16 protein-coding genes are annotated in these 16,395 nt (G+C 38.8%); 15 read left to right on the top strand and 1 reads right to left on the bottom strand.

Features of this window, described 5'->3' with window-relative positions; translation table 11 throughout:
* The coding region (locus tag IQ226_RS16810; protein ID WP_193897147.1) for a DUF4351 domain-containing protein at positions 1-302 on the top strand (302 nt) is incomplete at its 5' end.
* A 561-nt stretch (positions 303-863) separates the two neighbouring features.
* On the opposite strand, the gene IQ226_RS16805 is transcribed toward IQ226_RS16810, so the two are convergent.
* Positions 864-1,067, bottom strand: coding sequence for a hypothetical protein (locus IQ226_RS16805; protein ID WP_193897146.1), 204 nt, complete (start codon positions 1,065-1,067; stop codon positions 864-866).
* 675 nt (positions 1,068-1,742) lie between these two features.
* On the opposite strand from IQ226_RS16805, the gene pseB reads away from it, so the two are divergent.
* The 14 genes from pseB to IQ226_RS16740 all read left to right on the top strand — a co-directional run bounded on the left by pseB (position 1,743) and on the right by IQ226_RS16740 (position 16,237).
* Positions 1,743-2,753 (top strand): UDP-N-acetylglucosamine 4,6-dehydratase (inverting), encoded by a 1,011-nt coding sequence (gene pseB / locus IQ226_RS16800; RefSeq protein WP_193897145.1) that lies wholly within the window; start codon positions 1,743-1,745, stop codon positions 2,751-2,753.
* A gap of 406 nt (positions 2,754-3,159) precedes the next feature.
* Positions 3,160-5,019: an ABC transporter ATP-binding protein gene (locus IQ226_RS16795; protein ID WP_193897144.1), complete on the top strand. Its 1,860-nt coding sequence runs from the start codon at positions 3,160-3,162 to the stop codon at positions 5,017-5,019.
* A 577-nt stretch (positions 5,020-5,596) separates the two neighbouring features.
* Entirely contained in the window at positions 5,597-6,760 is a 1,164-nt protein-coding gene (gene pseC / locus IQ226_RS16790) for a UDP-4-amino-4,6-dideoxy-N-acetyl-beta-L-altrosamine transaminase (protein ID WP_027402552.1), read from the top strand.
* Between the two features lie 193 nt (positions 6,761-6,953).
* On the top strand, positions 6,954-7,406 hold the full coding sequence (locus tag IQ226_RS16785) for a DUF29 domain-containing protein (RefSeq protein WP_193897143.1): 453 nt from the start codon (positions 6,954-6,956) through the stop codon (positions 7,404-7,406).
* A gap of 32 nt (positions 7,407-7,438) precedes the next feature.
* The gene (locus IQ226_RS16780; RefSeq protein WP_193897141.1) at positions 7,439-8,185 is read left to right on the top strand and encodes a cytidylyltransferase domain-containing protein; all 747 of its coding nucleotides are present in this window, start codon (positions 7,439-7,441) and stop codon (positions 8,183-8,185) included.
* Positions 8,186-8,187: 2 nt separating this feature from the next.
* Positions 8,188-8,496, top strand: a complete 309-nt coding sequence (locus IQ226_RS25230; protein ID WP_228039512.1) for a hypothetical protein — start codon at positions 8,188-8,190, stop codon at positions 8,494-8,496.
* Positions 8,475-8,825 (top strand): pseudaminic acid biosynthesis-associated methylase, encoded by a 351-nt coding sequence (locus IQ226_RS25225; RefSeq protein WP_370567180.1) that lies wholly within the window; start codon positions 8,475-8,477, stop codon positions 8,823-8,825. Before IQ226_RS25230 ends, IQ226_RS25225 begins: the two co-directional genes overlap by 22 nt.
* Positions 8,825-9,880, top strand: a complete 1,056-nt coding sequence (gene pseG, locus IQ226_RS16770) for a UDP-2,4-diacetamido-2,4,6-trideoxy-beta-L-altropyranose hydrolase (protein WP_193897139.1) — start codon at positions 8,825-8,827, stop codon at positions 9,878-9,880. The genes IQ226_RS25225 and pseG overlap by 1 nt, the downstream gene beginning before the upstream one ends.
* A gap of 231 nt (positions 9,881-10,111) precedes the next feature.
* On the top strand, positions 10,112-11,035 hold the full coding sequence (locus IQ226_RS16765; protein WP_193897137.1) for a DUF2887 domain-containing protein: 924 nt from the start codon (positions 10,112-10,114) through the stop codon (positions 11,033-11,035).
* A gap of 498 nt (positions 11,036-11,533) precedes the next feature.
* Entirely contained in the window at positions 11,534-12,088 is a 555-nt protein-coding gene (gene pseH / locus IQ226_RS16760) for a UDP-4-amino-4,6-dideoxy-N-acetyl-beta-L-altrosamine N-acetyltransferase (RefSeq protein WP_193897135.1), read from the top strand.
* A gap of 1 nt (position 12,089) precedes the next feature.
* Complete coding sequence (locus IQ226_RS16755) at positions 12,090-12,779, top strand: hypothetical protein (RefSeq protein ID WP_228039511.1); 690 nt, start codon at positions 12,090-12,092, stop codon at positions 12,777-12,779.
* The gene (locus tag IQ226_RS16750; RefSeq protein ID WP_193897133.1) at positions 12,779-13,465 is read left to right on the top strand and encodes a PIG-L deacetylase family protein; all 687 of its coding nucleotides are present in this window, start codon (positions 12,779-12,781) and stop codon (positions 13,463-13,465) included. The genes IQ226_RS16755 and IQ226_RS16750 overlap by 1 nt, the downstream gene beginning before the upstream one ends.
* A 126-nt stretch (positions 13,466-13,591) precedes the next feature.
* Complete coding sequence (gene pseI / locus IQ226_RS16745; RefSeq protein ID WP_053538104.1) at positions 13,592-14,647, top strand: pseudaminic acid synthase; 1,056 nt, start codon at positions 13,592-13,594, stop codon at positions 14,645-14,647.
* Between the two features lie 402 nt (positions 14,648-15,049).
* Positions 15,050-16,237 (top strand): hypothetical protein, encoded by a 1,188-nt coding sequence (locus IQ226_RS16740; protein WP_193897131.1) that lies wholly within the window; start codon positions 15,050-15,052, stop codon positions 16,235-16,237.
* Positions 16,238-16,395: the final 158 nt, after the last annotated feature.

Here is a 16,395-nt window from a genome sequence, read left to right as displayed (position 1 = left end):
ACAAATTTACACAACTAACCCTAGAGGAGATTCAAAAAATGCTTAATCTCAAAGAGGCTGATATTACTCAAACCCGGTTTTATCAAGAGGTGTTAGAAATTGGTGAGAAAAAAGGTTTACAACAAGGAGAAGCAAATCTGACTATACGCCAGTTAAAACGCCGTTGTGGTAATTTAACTCCTATTCAAGAGGAAAAAGTGCGATCGCTCACCATTCCTGAATTAGAATCTTTAGGAGAGGCATTATTGGATTTTCAAAATATGTCAGATTTGGAAAATTGGTTACAAGATAATCGCCGTTGATCTTGAAAGCGATCGCTAATTTATAAAATCTCAAATTAGTCACTGGGGAAATTCTTTAACCTTCACTCTATAAATAAAATAAGAACATCAGATCCCCGACTTCTCTAAGAAGTCGGGGATCTGAAACTGTTGATCTTGAAAGCGATCGCTAATTTATAAAATCTCAAATTAGTCACTGGGGAAATTCTTTAACCTTCACTCTATAAATAAAATAAGAACATCAGATCCCCGACTTCTCTAAGAAGTCGGGGATCTGAAACTGTTGATCTTGAAAGCGATAGCGAAGCGCTGCTGCAAGCAGTTCGCTTGGTTAAATGAAACTCTTTAGCAGGTATCAATTATTCAGATGAGTTAAGCAAAATGTACTGGCAATAAAGATGACATTTGAATCAGAATCTCTAAACTTAACGAACTATACTAAACACGGGTGAGATTTAAACTTTTGCCAAATGACAAAGAACCCAGATGTGTAGGGGTAAAGCAAAAGCTTAATGGTGCAAAATCTTCATCCCGCAAGGAACTCAAGTTCCTTGCTAATAGCGAAAGTAATCTTTTAGATGACTAAATACTAGGAAAATTCATTACTCCCGGTTCGCTCATTTTTTTTGGAGTTCGAGAAATTGCCAAAAAAATAGAAAATCTAGGTTTCGTAATGGTTTTAGCGATTTCCCGAAATTTAGCTTGAACTACCCTCGGTGCTAAAAACTCTATTTTTATGCGAACTGCTTGCAGCAGCGCCTCGCTATCGCCTACGTCATAGTACATTTGAATTACAGGCTAAAACCCCTATTAAATCGTTCAGGTTTTTTCTAACTCAATTTAAAATAGGCGAACCGGGAGTCATTAGTCCGTTTTAACGGACTTGAGCTATGAGACAGGGAATTTATTCCCTGGCGGGTGTGGAAGCCAAACAAATAAGCCATCTGTAACCTAAGTTGACACCATTAAGCTTTTGCTTTACCCCTACGTTTAGAATCAAACAATCAAGCCGTTTTGAGTATACTAATTAAATTTGTGTTATTCTACTATTCATCCCTTAGAGAACAGCGATCGCAAACCTGTATAAAATCAGAGTTACAAAAAATAGATTCGATTATTGTTGTGCGAGAGTGACAGAACCGGATAGTATTGAACAGTGAGTTGGGCTTTGATGGTCTTTTTGATCTCAGTCCCTCCATGTAACCTTTTGAGGATCTCTATTAAGATCTTGATCAAGAGGCAAAAGTACAGGAAAGATCTGACCAAAATCTGGAACTTTTTCCACAAGACATCTAATATTGTCAGCAATTAGGCGATTAAAGAAATAAATATAATTGGAAGATTTTCAGGTGAGAAAACCAAGTACATTGTCTAATAAAGTTTTGTTCACCTACTTAGTGAAGACTCCTTCATTCAGTCAAGAAGTTAAAAAATTTAGTTGGGTGAGATCATTAAAATTTTATGCTAGAAAATAAAACAATTTTAATTACGGGTGGAACAGGGTCCTTTGGCAAAGTATTTGTCAGAAATATCCTAGAACGTTATCCCAATATCCCTCGTTTGGTTATTTTTAGTCGGGATGAACTCAAGCAGTTTGAAATGGCTCAAGAATTTCGAGAGCAAGACTTTCCAGGGCTGCGCTATTTTTTGGGTGATGTCCGGGATCAAAATCGCCTAAGAAGGGCTTTAGAAGGAATTGATATTGTCGTTCATGCAGCCGCATTGAAGCAAGTTCCAGCAGCGGAATACAACCCCATGGAATTTATTCATACAAATGTCCTTGGTGCAGAGAATGTAATTCAGGCTTGCTTGGATACTGATGTCAAGCGGGTGGTGGCTTTGTCTACCGATAAAGCAGCAGCGCCAATTAATTTGTACGGGGCAACTAAACTATGTTCAGATAAATTATTTATTGCAGCAAATAATATTAAGGGTAAACGAGAACTGAGTTTAAGTGCGGTGCGATATGGCAACGTTATGGGTTCTCGTGGTTCAGTAATTCCTTTTTTCCTCAACAAGCGCTATGAAGGGGTGATTCCAATTACTGATCCAAACATGACACGGTTTAATATCATGCTGCAAGAGGGGGTGGAAATGGTGCTGTGGACGATTGAGAATGGTGTGGGAGGGGAGATATTTGTGCCAAAGATTCCCTCCTACCGAATTACTGATGTAGCCAAGGCTATTGCCCCAAATTGTGAACATCGGATTGTTGGTATCCGTCCTGGGGAGAAAGTCCATGAAGAAATGATTACCAGTGCTGATTCCTTGACAACGGTAGATTTGGGTAAGTATTATGCAATTTTGCCCATAACTAACAGTTATAACGTGGAATCATATTGCGATCGCATGAACGCCACCCCAGTAAAACCAGGATTTAATTATAATTCCGGTGAAAACAGTCAGTTTATGACCGTAGAAGAGATTCGGGAGTTAATTCAAACTCATGTAGATCCAAATTTCCATGTGTAATATAAGTAGTGGGACACAATTAATTACACAATGTCATTGCGTTAGCGCAGCGTGGCGTTAGCCATATGGAACGAAGTGAAATGAGGCAATTCCAAGGGTTGTGATTGCTTCCCTTCCCTCGCAATGACTGTAAATATTTTTGCGTAAGTGTTGCGTGGCGTTAGCCATATGGAACGAAGTGAAATAAAGCAATCGCAAGGGTTGTGATTGCTTCCCTTCGCTCGCAATGACTGTAAATATTTTTGCGTAAGTGTTGCGTGGCGTTAGCCATATGGAACGAAGTGAAATGAGGCAATTCCAAGGGTTGTGATTGCTTCCCTTCCCTCGCAATGACTGTAAATATTTTTGTCCAATTACTTATCAACACCGGGCTTTTTAAAAAAATTTTATTTTATTGTGGTTTATTGTGGCATTGATCAATCTCCTGAGAAAAACTCAAACAAAATGGTTAACCCCATTTAAAATCTTCAGTACCCCGTCCTATCAGCAAATTGGGTTAACAATAAACCGGAACAAAAAGTTACTACTTTTGTCCTTTACCAGTAACCTACTAGCTGCTTTTTTAGAAACCGCCACCTTGGGGGTAATTTTTTTGGCGCTAGGGGTTCTAGAGTCTCATAAACTCCCTCACTTACCCAACCAAATAGCGTCCACATTTCCCTGGTTAGCTCAAAAATGGACTGGGGACAGCCAAACAATTTTTTTAGTCCTCATTGCCTTAGCAGTAGGGTTGCAATTAACACGCAGCCTCATGGACTATGTGAGTAAAGTAGCTACTGGAGATTTGACAGCCCGGATTCAAGCCCAGATGACAGAAACAATCTTTGCCCGGATTATTAGTCTCAGCTTTCCCTGTGCTAGTCGCTATAAAGTGGGAGACTTAAGTACCCATGTTAGTGAAGGAGGTAGCACAATTGACCTACAAATGAGAAATTGGAATCTGCTGCTGACTGGAGTGTTTTTAGTCCTAGCCTACTCAGTCACAGTCCTAGCAATTTCCGTGCCTCTGTCCGCAGTTGCAGTGTTATTGTTTATAGTTTTGATGTTTGTTCAACGCTGGTTACTGCCCCGCATTCGTGCCACTTCAGTTAAACTTTCCCATGCCCAGGTAGATGTTTCTAAAGACATGGTGGAAAATATCCAAGCCCTGCGAGTGGTGCATACCTTTGGTCGTCAAGCCCAGACAATTGAACGAGTAAGATCCCTACAGCAGGAAGTTCTAGGCTTTTTACAGCGCCAAGTACGGTTAATGTCCATTACCAGTCCCCTGAATAATAGCTTGACGATTTTAGTGGTTGCTGTGTTATTAACAGCCGGTTCACTGCTGCTGCGGCGAGAACAGTCGGCAGTGTTGCCATCTCTAGCTACCTTTATTTTGGCACTAAATCGTCTGTCTATGCAGATGCAGGGAATAGCTGGAACAATGCAGCAGTTGGCGGAATACTCAGGACGGATGTTACGCATAGATGAAATTTTATATACAAAAGATAAAGAGTTTACTCGTTCGGGCGGCGCAGAATTCACCGGACTTAAATCCGCTATCAGCTTTACTGAAGTATCCCTCCACTATGATGGAACTACCACCCCATCTCTGGTCAATGTGTCATTTAAATTACCAAGAAATTCAGTCACAGCCTTGGTGGGGGAGTCTGGGGCTGGTAAGTCCTCCATCGCAGATTTGCTGATTGGCCTATATGAACCCACATCAGGGCAAGTCTTAGTAGACGGATTGGCTTTACAATCCTATAGCTTAGAAAGCTGGCGCAAGGGACTGGGAGTGGTTGGTCAGGATACCTTTATTTTTAACCAGAGTATCTTAGAAAATATCCGCTACGGATTGCCCCAAGCAACAGCAGATGAAGTGCGAGATGCTGCTCATTTAGCTCAAGCTGATGGGTTTATCTCCTCTCTCCCCCAGGGTTATGATACGGTAGTAGGGGAGCGAGGTTATCGGCTTTCGGGTGGACAAAGACAACGGGTGGCACTGGCACGGGCAATATTAATGCAGCCGGAGATATTGATTTTAGATGAGGCTACCAGTGCTTTAGATAGTCAGTCAGAACGCTTGGTACAGGAAGCATTAAATCAGTTTGAGCGCGATCGCACCGTGTTAGTTATTGCTCACCGTCTCTCTACCATTGTCCGTGCCGACCAAATTATAGTCCTAGAAAAAGGACAAGTGCTGGAACAGGGCAATCACCAGGAGTTATTGCAACTAGATGGGAAATATGCCCATTATTGGGCGTTGCAATCAGGAGAGAAATAAAGCAATAAGTAATTAAAAAAAATACCCAAAAATTTCTTGTGGTGCGGGCATCTTGCCTGCAAATCATCAAGGACAGGCCTGCTAATCATCAAGGACAGTCCTGCTAATTATCAAGGACAAGCCTGCTAATCATCAAGGACAAGCCTGCTAATCATCAAAGACAGGCAGGATGCCTGTCCCACAAAATGTGTAATTAATTCTGTTTCACTACTTGCTATTCACTCCTTTTAGGGATTTCCAATTAAAAAAAATACCCAAAAATTTCTTGTGGTGCAGGCATCTTGCCTGCTAATTATCAAAGACAGTCCTGCTAATTATCAAGGACAAGCCTGCTAATTATCAAGGACAAGCCTGCTAATTATCAAGGACAAGCCTGCTAATTATCAAGGACAAGCCTGCTAATTATCAAGGACAAGCCTGCTAATTATCAAGGACAGGCAGGATGCCTGTCCCACAAAATTGGGTAACTTATTTTTTGGTGTTCCCTTAGTAACAGTAAAATTACTTATGGATATCACAAAACGTCAATATTAGTTTCTAGGGTTGATTTTTAACATCTTTCTAAGTTTTCAGTTTTATGAACTATATTCCCTACGGACGGCAAAATATTAATCAGCAAGATATTGATGCCGTGGTCAGCGTTTTACAGTCAGATTGGTTAACCCAAGGACCAGCGATCGCTCGATTTGAAAACTTAGTAGCTGAATACTGTGGGGTAAAATATGCAGTGGCGGTGGCTAGTGCTACAGCGGGGTTACATATTGCCTGTTTAGCTGCGGGGTTAAGTTCTGGTGATAGACTGTGGACTGTACCTAATACCTTTGTAGCTTCTGCTAACTGTGGTTTGTACTGTGGTGCGGAAGTGGATTTTGTGGATATTGATCCTCAAACCTATAATCTCAGTATTCCCGCCCTAGCTGACAAATTAGCCCTAGCAGCAGAACGGGGGAAATTACCTCAAGTTGTGGTTCCAGTCCATTTTGCTGGGCAATCCTGCGACATGAAAGCGATCGCTGAGTTGTCACAAAAGTATGGCTTTCAGGTGATTGAAGACGCAGCCCATGGTATAGGTGGACGTTATGGCGATCGCCCCATTGGTTGTTGTCAGTTTTCCGATTTGACTGTATTTAGTTTCCACCCAGTTAAAATCATCACTACTGCCGAAGGAGGCATGATTTTAACCAATCGTCAAGACCTCTATGAACAGTTGATCCGGCTGCGGAGTCATGGTATTACCCGCGATCCTCGCTTTATTCAGGGAGATTCCCCAGGACCTTGGTACTATCAGCAGTTGGAGTTGGGTTATCATTACCGGATGACTGATTTACAAGCCGCTTTGGGTGCAAGTCAGATGGAAAGGTTGGATACCTTCGTCAAGGGTCGTCATGAGTTGGTAGCAAGATATAATATTGGCTTGCAAGATTTACCTGTTACTAGGCCTTATCAACATCCTGATACCTATTCCAGTTGGCATTTATACGTAATTCGGTTACAACGCCATTCCATCAATCGCTCCCATCGAGAAGTATTTGAGGCACTCAGAACCGCAGGAATTGGAGTCAATGTACATTATATTCCTGTTCACACCCAGCCCTATTATCAGCAATTGGGATTTAAGCAGGGTGATTTTCCTGAGTCTGAATCTTATTATCAGGAGGCGATTAGTTTGCCGCTTTATTATGATTTGACTGAAGACAATCAAAATTATGTTATTAAGACGTTAGGGGAGATTTTACAATAGGAAGATAATAAGTAATTGGACAAAAATATTTACAGTCATTGCGAGCGAAGGGAAGCAATCACAACCCTTGGAATTGCTTCATTTCACTTCGTTCCCTATGGCTAACGCCACGCTGCGCTAACGCCATGACATTGTGTAATTAATTCTGTCTCACTACTTATCCAGAGATATCTTGACCTGATGGAGAGTCAACATGAGTGACACATTGTATGAATCTGACTTTTATAGCTGGGCGCATCAACAATCAGATTTACTGCGTCAGGAGAAATTTGAGCAGTTAGACTTATCTCATCTGATCGAGGAGCTAACAGATTTGGGTAATCGTCATTACGATCAGTTAGAGTCAAGGTTGATGCAGTTAGTGGCGCATTTGCTCAAATGGCAGGTGCAACACTGGCGACGTTCTAACAGTTGGCGAGCGACAATTCGCGTACAGCGAACATCAATTGACAAGTTGCTGCGTCGTAATCCTGGGTTAAAGTCCCGTCTCAATGAAGCCTTAGTAGAAAGTTGGTCTGAAGCTAGAGATTTAGCGATCGCAGAAACTGATTTACCCGATGAAAATTTCCCTGAAACTTGTCCTTTTAAACTAGATGAGATTATCAATCCAGATTTCTGGCTAGGTCACAAGACCGTTGAATCATAATTATTTATATATAAACATTAAATTCAAAAGTAATGAAAACCATCACTATTATCCAAGCCAGAATGGGGTCAACTAGATTACCAGGAAAGGTAATGAAAAGACTCTGCGATCAAACGGTTTTAGCTCATGTTGTAACCAGAGTTAAGGCTTGTAGTAGAATTGATGAGATTATTGTAGCAACAACTACATCAACCCATGATAATTGTCTTGTTGAAGAAGCGGAAAAATTAGGAGTAAAATGGTTTAGAGGCAGCCAAGATAATGTTTTAGAAAGATATTATTTAGCAGCTAAAGAACATCAAGCAGACACTGTAATCAGAGTTACTTCTGATTGTCCTTTATTAGATGTAGAAATTCTTGATCAGCTATTATCCTATTTTCAGGAAGAAAATAGCAATGGTCTAAATATTGACTATTTAAGTAATTCATTAAAACGCAGTTTTCCGAGAGGATTAGATGTAGAAATATTTACTTATAGCGCTTTAGAATTAGCTTATAATTCTGCCACTAAAGATTATGAAAAAGAACACGTTACCCCTTATATTCAAGAAAATCCAGATATCTTTTCTTTGCATAACTTAAATAATGATGATGATTTATCTTATCATCGCTGGACTTTAGACACTCCAGAGGATTATGAATTAATTAAAATTATTTATGATAATTTATATGATAAAGATCCTTTGTTTGGGATGGATAGTATACTAAAATTTTTGGGAGAAAATCCCGATCTCATTAATATTAATGCTCATATTAAACAAAAACAACTAGGAGAATAAAAATGACCAATTTTAAAACCGAACAAGAGAATTTTTGGGCTGAAAGTTTTGGCAATGAATACGTAGATAGAAATGCTAATATTAACTTAGTTTCTGCTAATCTAGCTCTTTTTTCTCAGATTTTCAGACAAACTCAACGGATAGATTCAGTTATTGAATTTGGTTCTAACATCGGATTAAATTTATTAGCTATTAGTCAATTATTGCCTAAAGCCCAACTATCTGCTGTTGAAATTAATCAAAAAGCTGTTGACCAAATGGCAAAAATGGGGGGGGGGGGAAGGTTAATATTTATACTCAATCAATTTTAGATTTTCAAGTTGATTTTCAAAGAAATTTTGTTTTAATTAAGGGAGTTTTAATTCACATAAATCGTGAATACTTAAATCAAGTTTATGACTTATTGTATCAAACTAGTAATAAATATATTTGTATTTGTGAATATTATAATCCCACGCCTGTAGAAGTTTCTTATCGAGGTCATCAAGGAAAATTATTTAAGAGAGATTTTGCCGGAGAAATCATGGATAAATTTAATGATTTAGAATTGATTGATTATGGTTTTGTATATCACCGTGACTATCAATTTCCTCAAGACGATATGAATTGGTTTTTGTTGAAAAAGTCTAACCTTGTCTGATGAATATAATTATCCGTGCTGACGCATCTACCCAAATGGGTACAGGTCATGTCATGCGCTGTTTAGCACTTGCCCAGGCTTGGCAAACTGATGGTGGACAAGTTTACTTCTGTACCCACAAAGATTTCCCCGTCACCCTCGCCCAAAGACTGGCAACTGAGGGCATAAATAGGCTGGAAATCTCACCATTACCCGGATCTTTGGCAGATGCCCTAGAGACCATTACCTGTTGTCAAAATTATCACAGCCCCTGGTTAGTTCTCGATGGTTATCACTTTGATGCTAGTTATCAACAAACAATTAAAGCGGCTGGATTACAATTATTGGTAATAGATGATTATGGACACGCTGATAGTTATTGTGCTAACTTCATATTAAATCAAAATATTGATGCTGATGCTAGTCTCTATCCCCGCATCAACCCAAAAACCCAATTTCTGTTAGGGTGTGAATACACCTTGTTGCGGCGTGAATTTTGGTCATGGCGCGATCATGCTAGATATAAACTACGGAAATCCCCTCCTGGTTCATCCTTGCGAATCTTAGTTACTCTAGGTGGTAGCGATCCTGATAATGTCACACTTAAAGTCATTCAAGCTTTACAACTAGTAAACAGTGATAATTTAGAAGTTATTGTTGTTGTCGGTGGTAGCAACCCGCACTATGAGAAATTACAGGCTGAAGTTGCAAAATCCAGAATATTAATTACTTTACAACAAAATGTCACTAATATGCCTGAGTTGATGGCTTGGGCAGACATAGCGATCGCCGCAGGTGGCTCAACTAATTGGGAATTAGCATTTATGGGCTTGCCTAGTCTTGTAATCACAGTAGCGGATAATCAAAAAGAGATTACGGCAAAATTAGATCGACAAGGTGTAATTATTAATCTGGGTTGGCATGAGGATGTAACTATTGAGGGTTTGAGTTTATCAATACAAGACTTAATTGGCGATCGCCCCCATCGGGAAACCATGAGTAAAAAAGGACAGCAGTTAGTAGATGGCAATGGTGCAAAGCGCGTTGTCTCAGCGATGGTCAGTATGTTAGCTTAGTGAGTCAAACTAGCGATCGCAAAACATATAAGTAATTGGACAAAAATATTTACAGTCATTGCGACCGAAGGGAAGCAATCGCAACCCTGGCAATTGCTTCACTTCTTTCCATTGGCAATGACATTGTGTAATTAATTCTGTCTCACTACTTAGCGATCGCAAAACATATATGTTCTTGCTTTACCCCCACCCAGAGCATCAAATAATTAAGCCGTATTGAGTATAATTACTATGAAAACCGATAAATGGTTTTACGAATTATTTTTGTCCCAACCAGGGATGCTGGCAGAATTGATGCCAGGAATTGAAGAAAACTGGGAGTTCATTTATAATGCTCCTGTTGTTAAGGAGAAAGAGTTTCGACTGGATGGAGTCTTTACGCCAGTATCAAATAACCCGATGATACCAATGGTGTTTGCTGAGGCACAAATGCAGTCCGATTCAGGATTCTATGGACGGTATTTTTCCCAATTGTTTGTCCATATTAATCAATATACAGTTAAACAAGACTGGCGGGGACTGTTGATTTTACGCGATCGCAATCAAGGATTAGGCTGGGAAGTTCCCTACACAGAATTATTGGAAAAACGGGTGACTCAGCTATATTTGAGTGATCTGCGAGACCAGCAAGAACTAACCCCGAATTTGATGCTCTTACAGTTGTTGGTGACAGAAAAAGACAAAAGTGCGGTAATTGGTAGAAAGCTATTGCAGGAAGCCGACACAACAGGCGAGTTTCAAAGGCGATTGAGTTTAATCGAGACTATACTGGCTAATAAGTTCCCTGAGTTAACTAAGGAGATCATCATGAATATGCTAGACCTAGAAATTGTGGATATTACCCAATCCCGTTTTTACCAAGAGATTATTGTCGAAGGTCTTCAGGAAGGTCGCCAAAAGGGTCTTCAGGAAGGTCTTCAGGAAGGTCGCCAAAAGGGTCTTCAGGAAGGTCGCCAAAAGGGTCTTCAGGAAGGTGAGGCTAATTTAGTTATTCGTCAACTAAGACGACGACTGGGGGAATTACCAGAGAGCCAATGTTCACAAATCAAGAGTTTTCCTGTATCACAGTTGGAGTCATTAGGAGAAGCGCTGTTAGATTTTCAGGGTATTGATGATTTGGATGACTGGCTACAAAAATATACTGAATTAAGTTAATTTATAAGTATCTGCCTTAACGATACAGAGATCCCCGACTTCTCGAAGAAGTCGGGGATCTGAAACCCTCACGGTCTGCAAATCAAATATGGTTGCTATATACATGGAACAACTCAATTGAATTCACAATCATTACGCTAGAGGGTGGTTGAAAAATTCTGATTAAGACAATTACAACATTAACCAACAAACAAATGAGCAATTACATCCTGTACATCTAGAGTTTTTTTGTCAGAATCAGGATAACCAGGATTAAAGGATTTACAGGATGTTATTTAATAATTGTTGGTGGAAATTTGGGGATTATTTTGTTTATTCTGATTAAGACAATTACAACATTAACCACCAACAAACAAATGAGCAATTACATCCTGTACATCCTCAAATCCTGGATATCCTGATTCTGACAAAAATTATCTGCGTTTATCTGCGTTCACCTCTTAGATGATTTGGGCAGAAGTGTTAAATCAGGAAATATAATCAAAGGGATTATTTAATATGGCTAAACGTGAAGACTATCAACTAAGACCTTTACAAGAATCTGATTTGGAAATGGTATTAAGTTGGCGTAATTCAGAGAGAGTCAGAGCTAATATGTATACAGATCATATTATCAGTCTTGAAGAACATCAAACTTGGTTTAAAAAAATAAAAGATGCGCCAACCGTTGACTATTTAATCTGTGAATTTCAAAATCATCCTATTGGGTTGGTATATTTTACAAATATAGATAAAAATAATAATAAGTGTTACTGGGGATTTTATTTGGGGGAAACTGCAACTCCTTTAGGTGGTGGAGGTGCTTTAGGTTTTATTAGTATGGAATATATTTTTGAACTTGTTGATTTTAGAAAAGTTTGTAGTGAAGTTTTAAGTTTTAATAATAAATCTTTAAAACTCCATAAAAAATTCTCCTTCCAAGAAGAAGGATGTTTTAAAAAACACATCTATAAGAATCTTGAATATCAAGATGTTATTTGTTTGTCCTTATTTCAAGAAGATTGGTTACAGAATAAAAATGATATAGCTAAAATCGTATTTAGGAATAAATAATGTGATTAATAATTATGTTGTAGCTGGTAGTAAGTCTTGGAATCGTCAAGTTTTTGACAAGACAATCGTTAAATATCCCGGCCAATGGTTTTTTATAAATTCTACTCAAGATTTGAGTATAGAGCAAATTGACAAGATAAATCCTCGGTATATTTTCTTCCTTCACTGGTCATGGAAAGTCCCCGATGAGCTAATTAACAGTTATGAATGTGTCTGTTTTCACATGACGGATGTTCCTTATGGACGAGGAGGAAGCCCATTACAAAATCTAATTATTCGCGGACATCAAGAGACAAAATTAACTGCATTGAGAATGACTGAAGAATTTGATGCCGGTGAGGTCTATTGTCAAGAAGACTTATGTTTAGCTGGTAATGCCGAAGAAATTTATATTCGTGCTACTCATATTTCAGCCAAAATGATTAATTATATTATTGAATATGAGCCAGAACCGAAACCTCAAACAGGTGAAGTTACTATTTTTAAGCGACGTAAACCTGCCGAAAGTGAAATTCCTGAGTTCAATTCGCTCCAGCAACTTTATGATTTTATTCGGATGTTAGACGCTGAAGGGTATCCTCATGCTTTGATTCGTCATCAGGGATTTAATTATAAATTTGGACGAGCATCATTCTACCATGATCGAATAGTTGCTGATGTGACTATTACTCCAATAGAGGAGGTTGAATAATGGAAGTACTAGTTGTTGCTGCTCATCCTGATGATGAGGTATTGGGGTGCGGTGGTGCGATCGCAAAACACGCACAGCAAGGTGACAATGTTCATATCCTCATTCTGGCAGAAGGAGCAACCAGTCGGGATGAAAAGCGAGATAGAAGTCATTTTCAACGGGAACTTTCTGCTCTTGCAAGTGCAGCTAAACAAGCAAGTGAAATACTAGGATCTACATCAGTTTCCCTTAAAGACTTCCCTGATAACCGAATGGATGGCTGTGAACTGTTAGATATAGTCAAGGTAATAGAAGACGCTGTAACCCACATACACCCGCAAATTGTCTACACTCACCATAATGGGGATGTCAATATTGATCACCGCCGCGTTCATGAAGCTGTGATTACAGCTTGCAGACCAAAACCTGGTAGTTCAATCAAGACCTTGCTTTTCTTTGAAGTACCATCTAGCACCGAATGGCGACCACCAGGATCTGCACCAAGCTTTGCACCTAACTGGTTTGTAGACATTTCAGAAACACTAACTCTGAAACTCAAAGCACTAGAAGCTTATAGCTTAGAAATGTGTCCCTATCCCCACCCTCGTTCCATAGAATCCGTTGAATATTTAGCTAGATGGCGGGGATCTACTGTAGGGGTTGAAGCTGCTGAAGCTTTCATGTTAGGAAGGAATTTATGCCTCTAAACTAGGTAAAATTATCAGCAATTTCAATTTAAAAAGAAAAAAGAACGGACTAAGGGGAGTAATTTAAATCTTGTAGTCCGATGTAAACTAATATATCAGTAACTTATCTCAGATAGCAGAGTGATAATGAAGACAATAGAGATTCAAGATAGAAAAATTGGTAACAATCATCCCCCATTTATCATTGCCGAAATGTCAGGGAATCATAACCAATCCTTAGAAAGAGCCTTGGAAATTGTCGAAATAGCTGCCAAAACAGGAGTTCACGCCCTCAAAATCCAAACTTATACAGCAGATACCATGACCCTCGACTTAGATCGAGACGAGTTTTTTATTAATGATCCTAAAAGCTTGTGGTATGGTAAATCTTTATTTGAACTTTATCAACAAGCATATACCCCTTGGGAATGGCATAAACCAATATTCGATCGCTGCCGGGAATTAGGTATCATCGGGTTTAGCACACCCTTTGACTTTACCGCAGTAGATTTCCTAGAATCCCTAGATGTTCCCTTTTATAAAATAGCCTCCTTTGAAAACACCGATTTACCACTAATTCGCAAAGTTGCCAGTACAGGAAAGCCTATCATCATTTCCACCGGGATGGCAGCGATCGCCGAATTAGATGAAACAATAACCACCGCTAAACAAGCAGGTTGTCAAAACCTAATTTTACTTAAATGTACCAGCAGTTACCCATCAACACCCAAAGACACAAACTTACTCACCATTCCCCACCTCAGAGATTTATTTGATGATATCCAGGTTGGCTTATCCGATCATACCCTGGGAATTGGTGTAGCTGTTGCCAGTGTAGCTTTAGGTGCTACAGTCATCGAAAAACATTTCACACTTAACCGCGCCGATGGTGGTGTAGATGCGGCTTTTTCTATGGAACCGCAAGAAATGAAACAATTAGTTATAGAAACAGAAAGAGCATGGCAAGCTATGGGTAAAATTAGCTATGGAGTCACCGCAGCCGAACAGAAATCTTTAATATTTAGGCGCAGTCTTTACATAGCCCAAAATATGCAATCAGGTGATATACTAACCCCAGACAATTTAAGAGCTATTCGTCCCGGACAAGGTTTACCCCCCAAATACTACAATCTTTTATTGGGGAAAAAAATCAAAGTAGATGTTCAAGCGGGAACACCAGTAAAGTGGGAATTGTTAATGTAATATCTCAATAGTCTCATGGCTGTAAAAAAGATATTCATGAACAGTGATCGTCTGGCTGAGAATTTGAGATATAGGACTCCTATTTGATTTTTGATAGCCATACAAAACTCGGTACACCTTCATATTATCAAATCCTTTTGCTTCTTGCCTCTTGCATGATTGCCTCTTGCCTTCCTACGCAGGAAAATATGGCTAACGCCACGCTTCCCTATCAGGAATCAAACCGGAGTCCTATATGTTGTAAATTAATAATGAAATCGCTGTTTTTATCCTGTTCATCCTTTAATCATGAACATCCTAATTTTGACATTATTAATTAAAAATTAGTGACAAAAAAATGGACAAGGTATTGAATAGTGTTACGTATTTAAAAACTTTGCTAACTCATATTATTCAAATTCAATGTTGTTAAAACACCGACGTAATAATTTATTACGTATTTGTGCAGTAGTTTCTACAACACAATTACTACCCCTTATTCATATCCTTCGCCATCAACCAGAAGAAAATTGCCAAGATATATTAATCTGGGATACCTCTGTTATGGGTGAATCCGCCGAAAAAGGTGCAATACTTATGCAAGCTGTTGCAGAAAGTTATCCTTTCGCGGCCACCTATCGGTTAAAAGGTTTTAAAATTTCTACTCCTCGAACAGCAGGGAGAATCAGTTGGCCTTTTCAATTTTTGTTAAGACATAGACATGATTCTCGACTGTTAAGAAATTTATTACTCCCTCATTTGAAAGATAGCCCTCAAATTGAAATTTGGACTGACGAACCAATTCATTTTCCAATGATGTTTTTGCACGGGATGTTCCCCACTGCTACTCATGTAAAAATCCCTCATGCATTTAACTTAGAAAATGGAGGATGTATAGATTACAGAAACTCTTTCTTATCTCAAAGAATCTACCAAAGCGGCTTCTTTCGTAAACTTCTTTGGAAACTAAATGATCTAATTTCTAATGTAAAATATGACAAGGAAACTGGCTTGACATTTGATCGAGCGTATACTTTTGATCACCTAAGTTGTTGGTCTAACAACACTATTGATTTATCGCATACAATTGTAGCCGAGAACCTCAAAAATATCTACGAATTATTGCCTTTGCATCTCAAGCTAGAAGTTGAAGAGAAAATAGTCATAGCATCCAATGGTAGCGAAAAAAAATGGATTCTGTTGTTATTATTTGGTCTAAATAATGACATTAAAAATGCCTACCGCAAGTCTATTAATCGGATATTTAGAGAAAGTCCCGAAATTTTCTCAAATCATCAGCTTGTACTCAAACCACACCCAGTTGGTAGGGATGATTTATTAATTGAACTTATAGACGAATTGAGCCTGGATTTATCTATGAAAGTAACAGCATTTGATTGTAGAATTAATCTGGATATTTTGTGGCATTTAATCCCAGCCAATATAGTTTTAGCTGGTCCTTGTGGTGCCTTACCCATTATCAAGCGGCTCGGCATCTCCAAACCTCTAGTTCTTAAAGAAATTATGGATGAATTACTAGGCTACTATCCAATTAATAGCTCGGAGTCAAAAGGTTTATGGCAGTCTGTAGAAGGAATAGAGACAATTTAGGTAATTTTCAACAAAAACAGATATTTGATCTCTCTAAATCAATTGAGTTTCAAAAATACTTCAAAATCTTGGCAACCAAATAATAATTGATAAAGTCTTTGGTTACGAAAAATCTAATCAGTATTTAATTAATTTTGCAGTAAATAAACTCTATCTAA

The sequence above is a fragment of the Dolichospermum sp. LEGE 00240 genome, assembly GCF_015207875.1.
Classification (GTDB): Bacteria; Cyanobacteriota; Cyanobacteriia; order Cyanobacteriales; family Nostocaceae; genus Dolichospermum; species Dolichospermum gracile.
The sequence above is the reverse complement of the archived record's forward strand: the minus strand, read 5'-3'. Positions and strand labels throughout refer to the sequence as shown.

Excerpts from the sequence above, each read along its gene's own strand:
- IQ226_RS16805 (WP_193897146.1), bottom strand. The coding sequence starts at position 1,067 with ATGTACTATGACGTAGGCGATAGCGAGGCGCTGCTGCAAGCAGTTCGC.
- pseB (WP_193897145.1), top strand. The coding sequence starts at position 1,743 with ATGCTAGAAAATAAAACAATTTTAATTACGGGTGGAACAGGGTCCTTT.
- pseC (WP_027402552.1), top strand. The coding sequence starts at position 5,597 with ATGAACTATATTCCCTACGGACGGCAAAATATTAATCAGCAAGATATT.
- IQ226_RS16785 (WP_193897143.1), top strand. The coding sequence starts at position 6,954 with ATGAGTGACACATTGTATGAATCTGACTTTTATAGCTGGGCGCATCAA.
- IQ226_RS16780 (WP_193897141.1), top strand. The coding sequence starts at position 7,439 with ATGAAAACCATCACTATTATCCAAGCCAGAATGGGGTCAACTAGATTA.
- IQ226_RS25230 (WP_228039512.1), top strand. The coding sequence starts at position 8,188 with ATGACCAATTTTAAAACCGAACAAGAGAATTTTTGGGCTGAAAGTTTT.
- pseG (WP_193897139.1), top strand. The coding sequence starts at position 8,825 with ATGAATATAATTATCCGTGCTGACGCATCTACCCAAATGGGTACAGGT.
- IQ226_RS16765 (WP_193897137.1), top strand. The coding sequence starts at position 10,112 with ATGAAAACCGATAAATGGTTTTACGAATTATTTTTGTCCCAACCAGGG.
- pseH (WP_193897135.1), top strand. The coding sequence starts at position 11,534 with ATGGCTAAACGTGAAGACTATCAACTAAGACCTTTACAAGAATCTGAT.
- IQ226_RS16750 (WP_193897133.1), top strand. The coding sequence starts at position 12,779 with ATGGAAGTACTAGTTGTTGCTGCTCATCCTGATGATGAGGTATTGGGG.
- pseI (WP_053538104.1), top strand. The coding sequence starts at position 13,592 with ATGAAGACAATAGAGATTCAAGATAGAAAAATTGGTAACAATCATCCC.
- IQ226_RS16740 (WP_193897131.1), top strand. The coding sequence starts at position 15,050 with ATGTTGTTAAAACACCGACGTAATAATTTATTACGTATTTGTGCAGTA.